At 65.9% G+C, this 16801-nt stretch carries 15 protein-coding genes; 4 read left to right on the forward strand and 11 right to left on the reverse strand.

The window, feature by feature from the left end; translation table 11 throughout:
* Positions 1 to 3: 3 nt before the first annotated feature.
* The 7 genes from mraY to C7C57_RS09375 all read right to left on the reverse strand — a co-directional run bounded on the left by mraY (position 4) and on the right by C7C57_RS09375 (position 7477).
* Entirely contained in the window at positions 4 to 1098 is a 1095-nt protein-coding gene (mraY, locus tag C7C57_RS09345) for a phospho-N-acetylmuramoyl-pentapeptide-transferase (RefSeq protein ID WP_030143321.1), read from the reverse strand.
* The gene (gene murF / locus C7C57_RS09350; RefSeq protein WP_187976196.1) at positions 1092 to 2510 is read right to left on the reverse strand and encodes a UDP-N-acetylmuramoyl-tripeptide--D-alanyl-D-alanine ligase; all 1419 of its coding nucleotides are present in this window, start codon (positions 2508 to 2510) and stop codon (positions 1092 to 1094) included. The genes mraY and murF overlap by 7 nt, the downstream gene beginning before the upstream one ends.
* A 93-nt stretch (positions 2511 to 2603) precedes the next feature.
* Positions 2604 to 4379 (reverse strand): penicillin-binding protein 2, encoded by a 1776-nt coding sequence (locus C7C57_RS09355; RefSeq protein ID WP_187976197.1) that lies wholly within the window; start codon positions 4377 to 4379, stop codon positions 2604 to 2606.
* A 147-nt stretch (positions 4380 to 4526) separates the two neighbouring features.
* Entirely contained in the window at positions 4527 to 5111 is a 585-nt protein-coding gene (locus C7C57_RS09360) for a hypothetical protein (protein ID WP_187976198.1), read from the reverse strand.
* A gap of 2 nt (positions 5112 to 5113) precedes the next feature.
* Positions 5114 to 6064, reverse strand: a complete 951-nt coding sequence (gene rsmH, locus C7C57_RS09365; protein ID WP_030143317.1) for a 16S rRNA (cytosine(1402)-N(4))-methyltransferase RsmH — start codon at positions 6062 to 6064, stop codon at positions 5114 to 5116.
* A gap of 120 nt (positions 6065 to 6184) precedes the next feature.
* Positions 6185 to 6616, reverse strand: coding sequence for a division/cell wall cluster transcriptional repressor MraZ (gene mraZ, locus C7C57_RS09370; protein ID WP_030143316.1), 432 nt, complete (start codon positions 6614 to 6616; stop codon positions 6185 to 6187).
* A gap of 459 nt (positions 6617 to 7075) precedes the next feature.
* Positions 7076 to 7477, reverse strand: a complete 402-nt coding sequence (locus tag C7C57_RS09375; protein WP_030143315.1) for a DUF3040 domain-containing protein — start codon at positions 7475 to 7477, stop codon at positions 7076 to 7078.
* A gap of 79 nt (positions 7478 to 7556) precedes the next feature.
* Here C7C57_RS09375 and C7C57_RS09380 point away from each other — a divergent pair, with 79 nt between their 5' ends.
* Positions 7557 to 8663, forward strand: coding sequence for a polyprenyl synthetase family protein (locus tag C7C57_RS09380; RefSeq protein ID WP_187976199.1), 1107 nt, complete (start codon positions 7557 to 7559; stop codon positions 8661 to 8663).
* 57 nt (positions 8664 to 8720) lie between these two features.
* Here the strand turns inward: C7C57_RS09380 and C7C57_RS09385 are convergent, their stop codons facing one another.
* Positions 8721 to 9062, reverse strand: coding sequence for an Rv2175c family DNA-binding protein (locus C7C57_RS09385; RefSeq protein WP_030143313.1), 342 nt, complete (start codon positions 9060 to 9062; stop codon positions 8721 to 8723).
* A 194-nt stretch (positions 9063 to 9256) separates the two neighbouring features.
* Between C7C57_RS09385 and pknB the strand changes: the two genes are divergently transcribed.
* Complete coding sequence (pknB, locus tag C7C57_RS09390; RefSeq protein WP_187976200.1) at positions 9257 to 11206, forward strand: Stk1 family PASTA domain-containing Ser/Thr kinase; 1950 nt, start codon at positions 9257 to 9259, stop codon at positions 11204 to 11206.
* Between the two features lie 9 nt (positions 11207 to 11215).
* The gene (locus tag C7C57_RS09395) at positions 11216 to 11401 is read left to right on the forward strand and encodes a hypothetical protein (RefSeq protein WP_187976201.1); all 186 of its coding nucleotides are present in this window, start codon (positions 11216 to 11218) and stop codon (positions 11399 to 11401) included.
* 121 nt (positions 11402 to 11522) lie between these two features.
* Here C7C57_RS09395 and C7C57_RS09400 read toward each other — a convergent pair whose 3' ends face one another.
* The 3 genes from C7C57_RS09400 to C7C57_RS09410 all read right to left on the reverse strand — a co-directional run bounded on the left by C7C57_RS09400 (position 11523) and on the right by C7C57_RS09410 (position 14726).
* On the reverse strand, positions 11523 to 12857 hold the full coding sequence (locus C7C57_RS09400; RefSeq protein ID WP_121688462.1) for a class II 3-deoxy-7-phosphoheptulonate synthase: 1335 nt from the start codon (positions 12855 to 12857) through the stop codon (positions 11523 to 11525).
* Between the two features lie 107 nt (positions 12858 to 12964).
* The gene (locus C7C57_RS09405) at positions 12965 to 13654 is read right to left on the reverse strand and encodes a 1-acyl-sn-glycerol-3-phosphate acyltransferase (protein WP_030143309.1); all 690 of its coding nucleotides are present in this window, start codon (positions 13652 to 13654) and stop codon (positions 12965 to 12967) included.
* A 109-nt stretch (positions 13655 to 13763) separates the two neighbouring features.
* Positions 13764 to 14726, reverse strand: a complete 963-nt coding sequence (locus C7C57_RS09410) for an ROK family glucokinase (protein WP_030143308.1) — start codon at positions 14724 to 14726, stop codon at positions 13764 to 13766.
* Positions 14727 to 14931: 205 nt separating this feature from the next.
* Between C7C57_RS09410 and C7C57_RS09415 the strand changes: the two genes are divergently transcribed.
* The gene (locus tag C7C57_RS09415; RefSeq protein ID WP_187976202.1) at positions 14932 to 16755 is read left to right on the forward strand and encodes a long-chain fatty acid--CoA ligase; all 1824 of its coding nucleotides are present in this window, start codon (positions 14932 to 14934) and stop codon (positions 16753 to 16755) included.
* The last annotated feature ends 46 nt before the right edge of the window (positions 16756 to 16801 follow it).

Genomic DNA, 16801 nt, shown 5'->3' on the forward strand with positions numbered 1-16801 from the left:
GGCCTAGCGGTAGAACCACTCGAGGTAAAACACTCCGACACCGGCGGCACACAGCAGCCCGGCGACGATCCAGAAGCGGACCACCACGGTCACCTCGGCCCAGCCCTTGAGTTCGAAGTGGTGATGAATGGGTGACATCAGGAAGATGCGTTTGCCGTGGGTGGCCTTGAAGTAGGCCCGCTGGATGATGACCGATCCGGCCTCGATCACGTACAGGCCACCGATCAGGATCAGCAGCAGCTCGGTGTGGGTCAGGATGGCCAGGGCCACCACCGCACCACCGAGGGCGAGCGAACCGGTGTCCCCCAGGAAGATATCGGCCGGCGAGGTGTTCCACCAGAGGAATCCGATCAGCGCGCCGGCGATGGCGGCGGCGACGATGGCCAGGTCCAGCGGGTCACGCACGTTGTAGCACTTATGGGCCACGCCGGTGGCCAGGGCGGGGTTGAAGCAGGACTGGTTGAACTGCCAGAACCCGATGATGATGTAGGAGCCCAGCGCCAGGATGGTGGCACCGGTGGCCAGACCATCCAGACCGTCGGTGAGGTTAACACCGTTGGAGGTTCCCACCACCAGGAAGGAGGTCCAGACCAGGTAGAGCGCGTATCCGATAAACGGACCGGCGAAGATCAGGTCGAAGTTCAGATCCCGGGTGAAGGAGATCGCGGTGCTTGCCGGAGTCACGCCGTTGGAGTTGGCGAAGTTGATCGCCATGATCCCGAAGGCCACGGCCACCACCAGCTGACCGGCGATCTTGGACCAACCGCCCAGGCCCAGGCTCTGCTGCTTGCGAACCTTGAGGAAGTCATCGGTGAAGCCCACGAGTCCGAGGCCCACCATCATGAAGAGCACCAGCAGCGCGGAAACGGAGACCGTCTCTCCGGTCACCAGCTTGGCGATGAAGTAGCCAAACAGGGTGCCGATGATGATGACGATGCCGCCCATCGTGGCGGTTCCCCGCTTGGAGTGGTGCGACTGGGGCCCATCGCTGCGGATGAACTGGCCCCACTGGAGCTTATGGAACAGCTTCACAAAGACCGGGGTCAGTGTGAGGGAGAAGACCATTGATAGGACAACGGCCAAGAGCAGTGCTAGCACGTGAAAAATTCTCCCAGTCGGTCGCCGAGTAGTCGCAGGCCCGCCGAATTGGAGGACTTAACAAGCACCGTGTCTCCGGGTCGGATCGCGGTGGACAGATACTCGAACGCCGCATCTGCCTCCTCACAATATACCGACTCCCCGTCCCACGAGCCCTCATTGATGGCCGTGATGTGCAGGCGACGGGCCGCCTGACCCACCACCACCAGCTGGGAAATATTGAGGCGGACCAGCTGCAACGCAATACGGTCGTACTCGTCCCCGGCGATTTCGCCGAGTTCGGTCATCACCCCCAAAACCGCGACCGTGCGCCGGTCTCGCGGGGTGATCTGGGCCAGGGTGCGGATCGCGGCGGCCATCGAATCGGGGCTCGCGTTATAGGCGTCGTTGATGATCGTGACGTCGTCGCGGCCGCCGAGGACCTCCATCCGCCAGCGCTCGGCGCGGGCCAGTGTTCCCAGGGCGGCGATCGCGTCCTCGAGTGCGATCCCGAGCGCGTCGGCGGCGCTCAGCGCGGCCAGCGCGTTGTACACGTGGTGCTCACCGAGGATGCGCAGGTGAACCGGATACTCGGCACCGGATTCGGTGTGCAGCACAAAGTCGGTGCCGGTGCGGGTGCTCTCCACGCCCCGGGCACCGAAGGTCGCCTGGTCGGTGTCCATCGCGAAGGTGCGTACCCGGGCGACGGTCTTTTCCGCCATGCCCATGACCCGATAATCATCGGCGTTCAGGATGGCCACGTCCGAAGGTGTCAGTTCGGTAACCATTTCGCTCTTGGCCAGAACCGTGCGCTCCACGCCGCCAAATTCGCCGGCGTGGGCCAGGCCCACCTTGAGGACGATGCCCACATCGGGCTTGGCGATCGAGACCAGGCGGGCGATATCGCCCACGTGGCTCGCACCCATCTCGATGATCAGGAAACGGGTGTCATAGGTGGTGCGCAGGATCGTCAGCGGCGCGCCCACGTGGTTGTTGAAGGAGGCGCGCGGGGCCACCGTCTCGGCCTGGGCCGAGAGGATCGCGTTCAGCATGTTCTTGGTCGTGGTCTTGCCGTTGGAGCCGGTGATACCCACCACCTTGAGGTTGCCCTCGGCGCGAACCCGGGCAACCACCGCGCGGGCCAGATCGGCGATGGCCACCACGACGTCGGCAACCACGATCTGGGCGATGTCCTCGTCCACCACACGCTCGGTCAGCGCCAGCGCGGCGCCGGCGGCCAGGGCGGTGCCCACGAAGTTGTGTCCGTCGGTGACCTCCCCGGGCTTGGCCACGAAGATGTCGCCGGGCCGGATCAGCCGCGAGTCGGTGTCGACGAGTCCCGAAACGGTGTCGGTCGCCGAGAGCGTGGTGGGGGTGCTGTGGAGTTCACCTCCAACAATCTCGGTGATCTCGGTGAGGGTCAAAGCAATCATGGTGTTTACGATCTTTCGTGCACACGGGCCGGGGTGTGGCCGTGTTGAGTCTGACCCGCACCCCCGTTTGCCTCGGGGTGCGGGCGGCGCGTGTTAGTAGGTGCCCTTCCAACCGGGCGGGGTGGTGGTCGACGGCGGGATGCCGTACTTCTTGATGACCTGGGCGACGATCTCCTTGAACAGCGGAGCGGCCGCGGCCGAGGAACGGTAGGTCAGCGGAGACTTCAGGTGGACGGTGACCACGTACTGGGGGTCATCAGCCGGGAACATGCCCGCCATCGAGGCCACGAACGTGGTCTGCAGCTGGCCATCCACGAACTGCTCACCGGTACCGGACTTCGCCGCGACCCGGTAGCCGGGCATGCGCAGCTGGTCGGCAAGGAATCCGTCGGTAACCACGGTCTCCATCATACCGATCGTTTCTTTGGCGGCGCTCGCGGAGAGAATCCGCTCCCCATCGGTCTTTGCCGGGGCATCGGTCACGGTGCCGTCGGGATAGGAGCAGCCCTCCACCAGCTCGAGCGGCTTCATCACACCGTCGTTGGCGATGCCCTGGTAAATCTGGGCCATCTGCACGGCGGTGGTCGAGAGTCCCTGACCGAACATGGTCACGTACTTGGTCTGGTTGTCCCACTTGTCCACCGGGTGCAACACACCCGAGGACTGACCGGGGAACTTAATGTCGGTGGACTGGCCGATCCCGAACTTCTTCAGGTACTCGTAGCGCTGTTCGTCGGGCATCTTCTCGCCGAGGATGCTCAGGCCGGTGTTGGAGGACTGCTGCAGCACGCCGCTCATGGTCAGGCGCTCGTCCTCATGCGGCAGGGCGTCCTTGATGCTGGCACCGTTTTTGGGGTGGTAGCGGTAGGGTGCCACGACCTGCGTGTTGTGGTCGGCGAGGCCGGCATCCACGAGCATCGCGGCGGTCAGTGGCTTGAAGATCGAACCGGGCTCAAACGGCACCTGGAACGCGCGGGATCCGCGGAACTCGGCCGGGGTGCCGTCGACGTTACCGGGGTCCACGCTGGGGGCCTCGGCGATCGCCCGGATCTTGCCGGTCTTGACCTCGGTGACCATCGCGATGCCGTACTCGGCCTTGGTGTCGGCCACCTGCGAGGCCACCAGCTGCTGCAGGGTCCAGTTGAGGTCCTTGTCCAGGGTGAGCTTGAGGGTTCCACCGGGCTTGGCCTCGGTCACGGTCTCGGTGGTACCCGGCAGCGGCACGCGGTCCTTGGACTGCTGGAACTGCTGGCGCCCATCGGTGCCCTCGAGGCACTGTTCGGCGCTCAGCTCCATGCCGGCCTGACCCTGGTTATCGGCCCCGACAAAGCCGACGATGTTTCCGGCGACGGCCCCGTTGGGGTACACCCGGCCGAAGGTCTGGCGAATATAGAGCCACGGGACATTCATCGCGCGGATCTTGGCGAACTGGTCGTAGCTGACCTTTTCGGCCAGCAGCGCGTAGGCCGCGTCCTTATTCTTCGCCAGCGCGTCGTCGATCTTGGCCTGCAGGGTTGCCGGGTCCACCGCGAGGACCGCGGCGATCTCGGCGATGGCCTGCTCCACCGAAATCTTGACGGTCTTCTTGCCGTCCTTGCGGTCGAAGGCCTTCACATCCTTCGGCGAGGTGGTGATCTCAAACTGGGCGATGCTGGAGGCCAGCACGGCGCCGTTGGAGTCCACGATGTTTCCGCGCGGCGCGTAGATGGTGCTGGAGCCACCCATCTTTTCCAGCGAGTCGGCGACCAGGCTCTCGGCCCGCACCACCTGAATATCAACCAGCCGGGCAACAAACCCGGCCAGGATCAGGGCCACCACGATCAGGACCGCGACGAGTCGCCGCCTGGTGGACATTGCCGATGAGGTCATGCAAACACCTGGAACATTTTCTCCTCAGTTGCGTCCCCCGAGGCGGAGGGCGAGGATGACGACACGGTACCGGTTCGCATAGCGCGGGCTACGCGAACCGGTGGGTGCGGGCGAGGCCCGCGCGATAACCGAGGTTGCCGCGTGAAACTAGTGGGTCTTCGGCGACGGAAGTCCCGCATCCAACGATACGTTGGCCGGGCCCGCGGGAGCGTTTGCCGCGCCCGAGTTGATCACAACGTCTCCCCCGGCGGTCGCGATGGGCGCCCCCTGGATCATCGAGTTCTGGATCGAGTTGGCCGGAACCTGCTTGACCGGGCCGGTGCCCGCGGCGGTTCCGGTGACCTCGCCGGTCTTCAGCGAGATATAGGCGGGGGTTCCGCCGAAGGTCATGCCGAGCGCCTGGGCGTTGGCGGCGATGTACTGGGGTGAGGAGATCGCCGCCAGGTCGGTGCCAACCGACTGGCTCTGCCAGCCCAGCTCGCGGTGTTCCTTCTGCAGCGCATTGAGCTCATAGGCCCCCTGGCTGAGGCCCACGCTGAGCAGGATCTGGGTCAGCACAATCGCGCCGATCGCCCCGAGCGCCATAAACGCGTAGAGCAGCTTGGGCTTGGCCTGGGCGCGGGTACCCGGGGAGACCGCGCGCAGCGGCCGTTCCCGGCCGCGCTCGGGTGCCTCGACCGGTGCGGCGGTAACGTCCCACGCGAAATCGTTGCGTGCCAGGTTTTCACTCATGATCAGCCCTCACGTACTCGTTCTGCCGCGCGCAGCCGAACCGGCTTCGCGCGGGGGTTTTCTTCGATCTCGGCCTCCGAGGCAAGCTCGGCGCCACGAACCAGGAGCCGGAAGCGTGCCGCGTGTTCGGGCAGCTCCATGGGCAGGCCGGCCGGCGCGGTAGACGCCGTGGCCTTGGCAAACAAACGCTTGATGATGCGGTCTTCGAGGGACTGATAGGACAGCACCACGATGCGTCCGCCCACGTTCAGCGCGTCCAGCGCGGCGGGAATCGCCGCCGCCAGCACGCTGAGTTCGGTGTTGACCTCGATCCGCAGGGCCTGGAAGACCCGCTTGGCCGGGTGGCCGTTGCGGGAGACCGCGGCGGGGGTCGCGTCCTGCAGAATCTGCACGAGCTGACCCGAGCGGGTGATCGGGGCCTCGTTACGCGCGGCGATGATCGCCCGGGCATAGCGGCCGGCAAGCTTTTCCTCGCCGAAGTCCTCGAAGATGCGCCGCAGGTCGCCCTCGCGGTAGGTCGCCAGGATAATCTCGGCGGTGAGCTCGCTGGTCCCGTCCATGCGCATGTCCAGCGGTGCATCCTGGGCATAGGAGAAGCCGCGCTCGGCGCGGTCCAGCTGCAGCGAGGAGACGCCGAGGTCAAACAGGATCGCGTCGACGCCGGAGACCCCGGCGCTCTCCAGGGCACCCTCGATGCCGTCATAGACGGTGTGTACGAGGTGGGCCCGGTCGGCCACGGCGGCGAGCCGGGTGCCGGCAATCTCCAGCGCCTGCGGGTCGCGGTCCAGGCCGATCAGGTTGAGGTTCGGGTAGCGGGTCAGCATCGCGAGCGAGTGCCCACCCATGCCGAGGGTCGCGTCAATCGCCCAGGCCCCGGGCTTGGACAGCGCGGGGTCGAGCAGCTCGAGACAACGCTCGAGGAGTACGGGGGTATGAATCTTGTCGAGTTCCATAGTGTTTTCTTCCGGTGCCCGGTGGGCAATCCCTGGGGCCTGATCCCCATCCGCTCCGTCCCGCCGCCAGGGAAGGGGCGTCGGCACGTTGGTGAACGGCGGGGGGTCGGGGTGCAGGGACTAGAACAGTCCCGGAATCACCTCCTCGGCGGTGTCGGCGAACGCCGCTTCCTGCTCGGCCAGATAGGCCTCCCAGGCTTCGGTGTCCCAGATCTCGGCGCGGCTACCCGCACCGATGACGGTGAGTTCGCGGCTCAACCCGGCGTAGTTACGCAGTGCCGAGGGAACCGTGATGCGGTTCTGCTTGTCCGGAGTCTCGGCGCTCGCCCCCGAAAGGAACACACGCAGATAGTCACGGGCCTGCTTGCTGGTCACCGGGGCCTGCCGAATCTTGGTGTGCATGTCCTCGAACTCTCGAGTACTGAACACGTAGATGCAGCGTTCCTGGCCACGGGTCATCACCACCCCGCCGGCGAGTTCCTCGCGAAACTTGGCCGGCAGGATCAGGCGGCCTTTTTCATCCAACTTCGGGGCATAGGTACCGAGAAACATGTCTCCAGCTCCCTCCCCCGATCGGACGACCTCCACCGCTTGCCCCCACTTTACTCCACCCCCTACCACTTTCCTAGGAACCAAACCTAATTTTTCAATTTAACGCGCCGGAAGGCCAGTAAATACGCGACCTGTGAAAGTGGAGGGAAATGGAGCGTTAAATCCGCTCAGCGAGTCTATGTGTCTGTATATGCCCGATTTTGGGCAAAAAAATACCCTCCACAGATCAAGTGGAGGGGCGTGGAGGGTGCCGGGGAGGAGGGTGGAGGGGGCCGGGAGGGCTCCGGGGAGGACAGTGGAGGGAGAGGCGGGGAAGGATCTCGAAGGAGGCCGGGGAGGCGAGTGGAGGGGGTCGGAGATCAGGGCGTTCCGTCCCTCCCACGATCTCCGCTCACCCTGCCCGCACAAACAAACATGGGCCACCCCGAAGGGTGACCCATGTCAAAAAATCCGGTGGGGCTACTGCTCGCCGCCGTCGCGACGATCCCAGCGCTCCCCCATGCGATCCATGAACGAGCTGGACGGCGAGGAGGAAGATCCACCCTTGGCCTTGGCCGGCTGGGCGAAGAACTCACCCGAGGGGGCCGCGGTGGGGGCCGCCTTCTTCGAGGGGGTGATGGCTACCAGCACACCCGCGAGCATCGCGGCGAAGCCGACGATGCCAAACAGTGGCTGCTTGAGCATGACCGCGACGATCAATCCGCCGATTCCGACGATTGCCAGCAGCGCGCCCAGCGCGATGCTGCGATAGCTCGGACGCCCACGTTTACTACCCGCGGTCGATACAAAATCTGCGTCATGCCCGTACAGGCTACGCTCCATCTCGTCAAGAAGACGCTGCTCCTGCTCGGATAGCGGCATTCCGATCGCCTCCTCCATCAACCTAATGCGCAAGTGCGCCCTCTCACTCTAGCCGCCCAGGGAAAGCTAAGCTAGACGCGTGAACGAAACCGAGCACCTCCGTGACCAGCTCCAGCTCCGCATCGATCAGTTTCTGATCGAGCATGAATCTATTCTGGCGCGGATTGCCCCCGACCTCTCCACGTTCTCGACGTACTCCCAGAAATTCCTCAGTGGGGGCAAGCGCTTCCGGGCAATCTTTGCCTTCTGGGGCTGGCACGGCGTGCGGGCGAGCAATCCCGCGACGAACCCGGATGATCCCGCCGCGCGGGACATCATTCTGGGAGTGGGGGCGGCCCTGGAGATCTTCCACGCGGCAGCCCTGGTCCACGATGACATCCTGGATAACTCCGACACCCGCCGCGGAGAACCGGCCATTCACCGCCGGTTTGAGGCGCTCTCGGCCGAGGCAAACTGGCGCGGCGACCACGCGGCATTCGGGCGTGGCGCGGCCATCCTCTTTGGCGACATGCTGCTCAGCTGGAGCGACGAGCTGATGTACAACACTCTCGCCGCGCTCCCCCGCGAAAACGATGCGGCGGCGCGCGCCGAGTACCAGAACATGCGCACCGACGTGACCGCCGGACAGTACCTCGACGTACTGGAGGAGAGCGCCTGGTTTGGTCACTCCGATGACGAGCTGATCACCCGGGCACGCCAGATTCTGACCTATAAGTCGGCCAAGTACAGCGTGGAAGTACCCCTCGCTTTGGGGGCAAGTGTCGCCGGCGGGTCGGAAACCCAGCTTGCCGCGCTGCGCGCCTACGGCCTGAGCGTGGGAACAGCCTTCCAGCTGCGCGACGACATTCTTGGGGTGTTCGGGGATGCCCGGGTCACCGGCAAGCCCAGCGGCGACGACCTGCGCGAGGGCAAGCGCACCCTGCTGGTGGCGCTGACCCGGCGCGAGCTGCCCGAGGCCGAGCGTGCTCGCTTTGATTCCCAGATCGGCAACCCGGATCTGAGCGATGAGGACATCCTCGCGCTGCAGGCCCTGATGCAGGAAACCGGCGCGGTGGCCGCGGTGGAGACCATCATCGCCGAGAGCGTGGCTAACGGCCGGGCGGTGCTGACCGATTCCGGTCTCGGCACCGAGGCCCGATCGGCCCTGGACGCGCTCGCCCTCAAGATGAGCAGCCGCAGCGCCTAGCCCGCACACACAAAACCGCCGCGCACCATGGGGTGCGCGGCGGTGTGTTGTCTGGGGTTAGGCGAGGGCCTGGGTGATGCGACGCACCTCGGTCTTGCGACCGGAGATCAGCGCATCGATCGGGGCCACGCCCAGGGTCTCCTCCTCGGAGAGCAGCCACTCCATGGCCTCCTCGGTGCTGAAGCCGGCGTCCTCGAGCAGGAACAGGGTGCCGCGCAGGTGTACCAGCGGCTCACCGTCCTTCAGGAAGTCCGCGGGGACACTCAGGACACCGTTTCGCTTGATTCCAAGCAGGTGCTTGTCCTCAATCAGCCGGCGAATCCGGCTCGGGGTCTGGTCAAGAATCTCTACCAGCTCGGGCATTGCGAGCCACTCACGCTGTGCATATACATCGGTCACGTGACAAGTCTTACACGCGCGACACCCGAGAGCCCACTTTGGGCGCGACACGCGGTCATTTTTTGCCGAAAATGCCGCGATCCCGTCCCCCTGGACGGCCGAAACGTCATCCCGCAGGCCGATTTCCGGCCGCCACACCGCGCCACGGGGTGTTTTGTACAGGGTCCACGCAGCTCTGACCGTAAACTTGTCCCGTGACGTCCAGCCCACTTCCCGATCCCCTGATCGGTCGTCTGATTGATGACCGCTATCAGGTGCGCTCGCGTATCGCCCGTGGCGGCATGGCCACCGTGTACCTGGCCACCGACCTGCGCCTGGAGCGCCGGGTCGCCCTCAAGGTCATGCACGGGCACCTCTCCGACGACACCAACTTCAAAAACCGCTTCATCCAGGAGGCTCGTTCGGCCGCTCGCCTGGCCGACCCCAACGTGGTCAGCGTGTTCGACCAGGGCCAGGACGCCGACATGGCCTACCTGGTCATGGAGTACCTGCCGGGCATCACCCTGCGCGACCTGCTGCGCGATCATGGCCGGCTGACGGCCCGTCAGGTCATCGACATCATGGATGCGGTGACCAGTGGCCTCGCCGCCGCCCACCGCAGCGGCATCGTGCACCGCGACCTCAAGCCCGAAAACGTGCTGCTGGCCGACGATGGCCGGATCAAGATCGGTGACTTCGGGCTCGCCCGAGCGGTGACCGCGCAGACCGGCAGCGGCCAGGCCCTGCTCGGCACAATCGCCTACCTCTCCCCCGAGCTGGTGACCCGCGGCGAGGCTGACGCCCGCAGCGACATCTACGCGCTCGGCATCATGATGTACGAGATGCTGACCGGCGAGCAGCCCTACCAGGGCGAGCAGCCGATGCAGATCGCCTACCAGCACGCCAACGAGTCGGTCCCGCGGCCGAGTGCCAAGGTGGCCCAGGTCCCCGCGGACCTCGACGACCTGGTGCTGTGGTGCACCGAGCGTGAGCCCGAGGAGCGCCCCAGCGATGCCGGGGAGCTGCTTGAGCGCCTGCGTGAGGTTGAGCGTCACCTGGGTCTGTCGCACTCGACTCCGACACCCCCGACCCCGACCGCCGTGGCCACCACCGTGTTCCCGGCCCTGCTCGGGGCGAACGACGGCGCCGACGTGACCCGCGTGCTCACCTCGCCGAGCGTGCGCACCGGGCCTGTGGATCCCCATGATCAGACCTCCGCGCTCAGCGTGCGTTCCAACCGTCGCGCCAAGCGCGGCTGGTGGGTCCTGCTGCTGGTGCTCATCCTGGGCGTCGGTTCCGGAACCGCCGGCTGGTACTTCGGTTTCGGCCCCGGCGGACTGCTGGATGTGCCCAACCTCGTGGGCAAGCCCGCGGCCGAGGCATTCGACACCCTGAAAAAGGCCGAGATCAAGACCGAGCGGGCCGAGGAATACTCCCTCACCGTGCCCGCCGACACGGTGATCTCCACCGACCCCGCCGGCCCGGCCCGGATCGATAAGGATCGGGTGGTGAAGATCACTGTCTCCCTGGGCCTCAAGAATGTGTCCCTCGGCGCGCTGGGGGGCAAGTCCCTCGAGGAACTGCGTCCGATCCTGGCCGAAAACAACCTCACCGAGGGCACCATCACCAAGCACTACTCCAGCAAGGTTGCCGCCGGCAACATTCTGGGTGCCAGCGTGGGAGGCACCGACATCACCGAGACCGGTGAGACCCAGTGGGGCCAGACCCTCGACTTCTCGGTGTCCGCCGGGCCGATTCCCCCGGTGAGCGGGCTCGCCGAGGATGCCGCCCGTAGCGCCCTGACCGGCGTGGGCCTCGTGGTAGCCAGCGAAAACAAGACCGAGTTCAGCGACACCGTACCCGCGGGCAGCGTGATCGCGGTGAGCGAGCTGCGCGCCGGGGTGGTTCCCGACGTCGGCGGCACGGTGACCCTGGTGGTCTCCCTCGGCCCCGACCTGGTCGCCGTCCCCGACGTGACCGGCAAGCCCGTCAAGGCCTCTAAGAAGGCCCTGGAAGACGCCGGCTTCACCGTGACGGTGAAGTCGGGGATTCCCCAGGCCGTGGCCGATCTGCTGGGTGATTCCTTCACCGTGGCCGGCACCGACCCGGCCGCCGGAACCAAGATCAAGCGCGGCGCGGCCGTAACCATCCAGGCCAACTTCTAGGCCCCACCCATGCGCCGCTTTCGAACGCTTTTGATCGTTGGTGTGGCCGCGCTTCTGGCGCTCTGGGGTCTCGCCTATGTGGTGCCCGATGACTGGTCCTGGCTGATCCTGGTGGGCTATGCCCTGGTGATTGTGGGTGGCGGGCTGGCCGCAAAGTGGATCCAGCGTCGCGGGGCACGCGACCGCCAGCGCTAGCGGCGGGAGCCCCGGTGTCCGCCAGCGGTAGCGGCGGGAGTCCCGGTGCCCTCGTAGGGCGCGAAAACGGCGATGGCCCACGTTCCCTCGGGAACGTGGGCCATCGCCGTTTCTGAGCGGGTTACGCGTTGCGCGCGGCCAGCTCCTCGGCCACCAGGAACGCGAGTTCGAGGGACTGCTTGTGGTTCAGACGCGGGTCACACAGCGACTCGTAGCGGGTAGCCAGGTCGGCCTCATCGATGTGCTCGGCGCCACCCAGGCACTCGGTCACGTCGTCTCCGGTGAGTTCCACGTGGATACCACCGGGGAACGTGCCCACCTGACGGTGCGCCTCGAAGAAGCCCTTGACCTCGTCCACCACGTCGTCGAAACGACGGGTTTTGTAGCCGTTGGGGGTCGAGAAGCCGTTGCCGTGCATCGGGTCGGTGACCCACAGCGGGGTCGCGTCGGAGGCCTTGATGGCTTCCAGCAGCGGAGGCAGGGCGTCGCGGATCTTGCCCGCACCCATCCGGGTGATGAAGGTCAGGCGACCCGGCTCGCGGTTCGGGTCCAGCTTGTCCACCAGGCGCAGCATGTCGTCCACGCTCGTGGTGGGCCCCAGCTTCACACCGATCGGGTTGCGGACGCGGGAGAGGAAGTCGACGTGTGCGCCGTCGATCTCGCGGGTCCGCTCGCCGATCCAGATGAAGTGCGAGGAGGTGTTGTACGGGGTTCCGGTGCGCGAATCGATCCGCGTCATCGGGCGCTCGTAGTCCATCAGCAGACCCTCGTGGCCGGTGTAGAACTCCACCCCGCGCAGCGAGTCGAAGTCGGCTCCGGCGGACTCCATGAACCGGATGGCCCGGTCGATGTCCTTGGCCAGCTTCTCGTAGCGTGCGTTGGCCGGGTTGGCGGCGAAGCCCTGGTTCCAGCGGTGCACCTCGCGCAGGTCGGCGAAACCGCCCTGGGTGAAGGCGCGCACCAGGTTGAGGGTGGACGCAGCGGTGTGGTAACCCTGCACCAGACGCTCGGGGTTCGCGGTGCGCGACTCCGGGGTGAAGTCGTAGCCGTTGACGATGTCGCCTCGGTAGGCGGGCAGGGTCACGCCATCGCGGGTCTCGTCATCGCTCGAACGGGGCTTGGCAAACTGGCCGGCCATCCGGCCCATCTTGACCACGGGCATCGAGGCACCGTAGGTGAGCACCACGGCCATCTGCAGCAGGGTGCGGACGCGGTCGCGGATCTGATCGGCGGTGGCCCCGGCGAAGGTCTCGGCGCAGTCGCCACCCTGGAGCAGGAACGCGTGTCCACTCGCGGCGGCGGCCAGGCGATCACGCAGCACGTCTACCTCTCCGGCAAACACCAGCGGGGGCAGGGTCGAAATGGTGGCCGAGGCGCGCGCGACGGCGTCCTTGTCCGGCCAGTTTGGCTGCTGCTTGATCGGAAGCTCGCGCCAATAGTCCAGCCCGGCAATCACAGCGTCATCTGCTTGCACAACCGGCTCTAATGGATTTCCCACGGCACTTCCTATATCTGTTGTTGATGTCTTACCTGGCCGACCAATTGGGGCCAGCGATACCCAGCCTAGCGGGTAGTTGAGGCGGTCTTGTTTTTCATCGTCGTGGCGTACACATCTACATACTCCTGACGGCTCAATCGCTGCATTTCGCTCATCAGCTCGTCGGTTACCGAACGCAACACAAATCGGTCGCTGGCCATTCCCTCGAAGCGGCTGAAGTCCAGCGGCTCTCCGATGATGATGCCCAGGCGGCGCGGACGCGGCAGGGCCTTACCCAGCGGCTGGGCCTTCTCGGTGTCGATCATCGCGACCGGAATCACCGGCACCCCGGATTCCAGGACCATCCGGGCTACCCCGGTGCGACCACGATACATGCGCCCGTCCGGGCTGCGGGTCCCCTCGGGGTAGATCGCCATCAGGTCCCCCTCGGAGAGCACCCGCAGACCCGTGTTCAGCGCCGCCTCGGACGCCTTGCCCCCCGAGCGGTCGATCGGAAGCTGACCGGTGGCCAACATGAAGTGCTTCACCAGCCAGCCCTTGAGGCCCTTCCCGGTGAAGTAGTCGCTCTTGGCCAGGAAGGTGACCCGGCGGCGCAGATACAGCGGCAGGAAGATCGAGTCCACCACCGAGAGATGGTTGCTGGCGAGGATCGCGGCACCGTGGGTCGGCACGTTTTCGGCACCCACAACCCAGACCCGGAAGAGGGGCTTGAGGATGGGGGCGATGATGAACAGCTTCATAAACCGATAAAACATGGGGACCTTATTTCGGTTGCCGGATCGTTCGAGCATAGCGCGTGGGCCTCAAAACAGGCGTGCACCCGGGGGCAATTGCTCCCGGGTGCACGTCGTACGGCGAAAACGCCTAGGCCGGTATGCCCTCGGCATAGCGACGTGCGATATCGGCGGCACCCACGACACCGGCATCGTTCACGAGCTCGGCGATCACGAAGGTGGCCTCGGGGTGGAAACCGTGAGCGGGGTGGTGGGCGCGATAGGCCTCGCGGATCGGACCCAGCAGGTCCTCCCCGGCCTGGGCGACGCCGCCGCCGATCACGAAGAGCTGCGGGTCCAGCACGGCGCCCAGCGAGGCAGCGGCGGTTCCGATGTAGGTACCGAGGATGCGCAGGGCCTCCAGGGCACCCGGGTCCTTGGCCTGGCTCAGCTGGGAGATCAGCGAACCGTTGAGCTCGCCGCCGTTCTCGGCGCGCACGCGGGCCAGCTCGGCACCAATGCCGTCGGCCTGGGTGTCGGCGATCTCCTCGCAGTAGCGCTGCAGGGCGCGGCCCGAGCCATAGGGCTCAAAGCAGCCGTGTACGCCACAGCCACACTGGATCCCGTCGGGGATCAGGCGGATGTGACCGAGCTCGCCACCCACGCCAAACCCACCGCGCAGCAGGCGGTCGTTCAGCACAACCGCGCCACCCACGCCGGTTCCGATGGTCAGCATGACCATGTCGCTGGTGAGTGCGCCGGCACCGTGGACGAACTCGGCCCAGCCGGCGGCGTTGGCGTCGTTCTCGATGATCACGGGCAGGTCGATCCGGGCCTGCAGCTTGTCGCGGAAGGGCTCGTTGCGCCACGCCAGGTTCGGTGCGTAGTAGATCTCCGACTGGGCGGCGTCGATAAAGCCGGCGGCGGCCACACCCACGGCGGACACCTCAAACTCCTGGCGCAGGTCTTCCACCATCGCGACAACGGCGTCCTCGATGCTCTTCACGTCCGACGCATCGGTGGGTACTCGGCGGGCGGCCACAATGTTGCCCTGCTCGTCTACAACCGCACCCGCGATCTTCGTGCCACCAATGTCGATACCGACTGCATGCATGCTGCGCAAAACCTTTCCTCGGGCTGTCTGGGTATTAACGCCCTGGTCGAGTTTAGTGGCCCCCGGCGCGCCCCGCACGACCACGCCGATATTCGGCAAAACGTTCATGATTCTCGCTGGGAACTCGGTTACGTTTTCACCCAACCTGCGTTTTGCGAACTAAGGTGGGGTGTACCCGATTCCAACTGGTACCAAAGGAGATACCGTGGCTCAGATCGAGATACCCGCCGTCGTCCCCGCAGATCCGGAAGCCAACACCACCGATTTGCTGATTGAGCGAGTGCGACTCACCCCCGACCGTGCGCTGTTTGCCGTCCCCCGTGGTGACAGCGAGTGGGAAGACATCAGCGCTGCCGAATTTTTGGATCGCGTGACCGCCCTGGCCAAGGGCCTGGTTGCCGCCGGAATCGAGCCGGGTCAGAAGATCGGACTGCTCGCCAAGACCCGCTATGAGTGGACCCTGATCGACTTCGCGACCTGGTTCGCCGGAGCCATTCTGGTCCCCATCTACGAGACCAGCTCGCCGAGTCAGATCCAGTGGATCCTCAGCGATTCGGGTGCCACCGCGCTGATCGTGGAGAGCCCCGAACACTTCGCCAAGTTCGATGAGGTCCACCCCGAGCTGCCCGAGATCGGACAGGTGTGGCAGATGCACCTGGGCGCGATCGAGAAGCTGATCGTGGCCGGCGCCGAGGTCCCCGATGAGGAGATCGAGCGCCGCCGCAACCTGGCGCGCGGCGAGGACATGGCCACCCTCATCTACACCTCGGGCTCGACCGGACGTCCCAAGGGCTGCGTGCTGACCCACTCCAACTTCGTGGAACTCACCCGCAACTCGGCCGTGGACCTGGCCGAGGTGGTCAACATGCCCGATGCCTCCACGCTGCTCTTCATCACCACCGCCCACGTGTTCGCCCGCTTCATCTCGGTGCTCACCGTGTACTCGGGGGTCAAGACCGGCCACCAGCCCGACACCACCAAGCTGGTTGAGTCGCTGGGCTCGTTCCACCCGACCTTCCTGCTCGCGGTACCGCGGGTATTCGAGAAGGTGTACAACTCGGCCGAGCAGAAGGCCGAGGCCGGCGGTAAGGGCAAGATCTTCCGCAAGGCCGCCGACACCGCGGTCGAGTACTCCACCGCGCTGGAATCCGGTTCGGTTCCCTTCGGGCTCAAGCTGCGCTTCGCGCTGTTTGACAAGCTGGTTTTTAGCAAGCTGCGCGCGGCCATGGGTGGCCGGATCAAGTACGCGGTGTCCGGCTCGGCCCCGCTGGGCCCGCGCCTGGGTCACTTCTTCCACGCGCTGGGGATCACCATCCTCGAAGGCTATGGCCTGACCGAGACCACCGCCCCGGCCACCGTGAACCGCGCCCGGACCGCACGCATCGGGACCGTCGGTCCCCCGCTGCCCGGTAACGCCATTCGCATCGCCGAGGACGGCGAGGTTGAGGTGCGCGGCGTGTGTGTCTTCCAGAGCTACTGGAACAATCCCGAGGCCACCGCCGCCGCCTTCGACGACGGGTGGTTCCGCACCGGCGATCTCGGCACCCTGGATGAGGACGGCTTCCTGCGCATCACCGGCCGGAAGAAGGAAATCATCGTGACCGCGGGTGGCAAGAACGTCTCCCCGGCCGCGCTGGAGGACCCGATCCGCGCCAACCCGCTGGTCGGCCAGGTGGTGGTGGTGGGCGATCAGCGCCCCTTCATCTCCGCCCTGATCACCCTGGATCGCGACATGCTCCCCACCTGGCTCAAGAACAACGGGCAGGACGAGAGCCTGGACATCGCCCAGGCCGCCACGAACCCGGCCGTCCTGGCCGAGATTCAGCGGGCGATCGACGCCGCCAACACCCGGGTGTCGCGCGCCGAGTCGATCCGTAAGTTCGTGATCCTGAGCACCGAGTTCACCGAGGCCAGCGGCCACCTGACCCCGAAGCTCAGCATCAAGCGCGGCGAGATCCTGCACGACTTCGCCGGGGTCATCGACGGCATCTATGCCAAGACCCCCACCCAGAGCGTGTCTCTGCCCTAGCCCGAGCGGCAAAACGCCCGTGGCCCATCCTCACGAGGATGGGCCA

The organism is Mycetocola sp. JXN-3 (assembly GCF_014522285.1).
GTDB classification, from domain to species: Bacteria; Actinomycetota; Actinomycetes; order Actinomycetales; family Microbacteriaceae; genus Mycetocola; species Mycetocola saprophilus.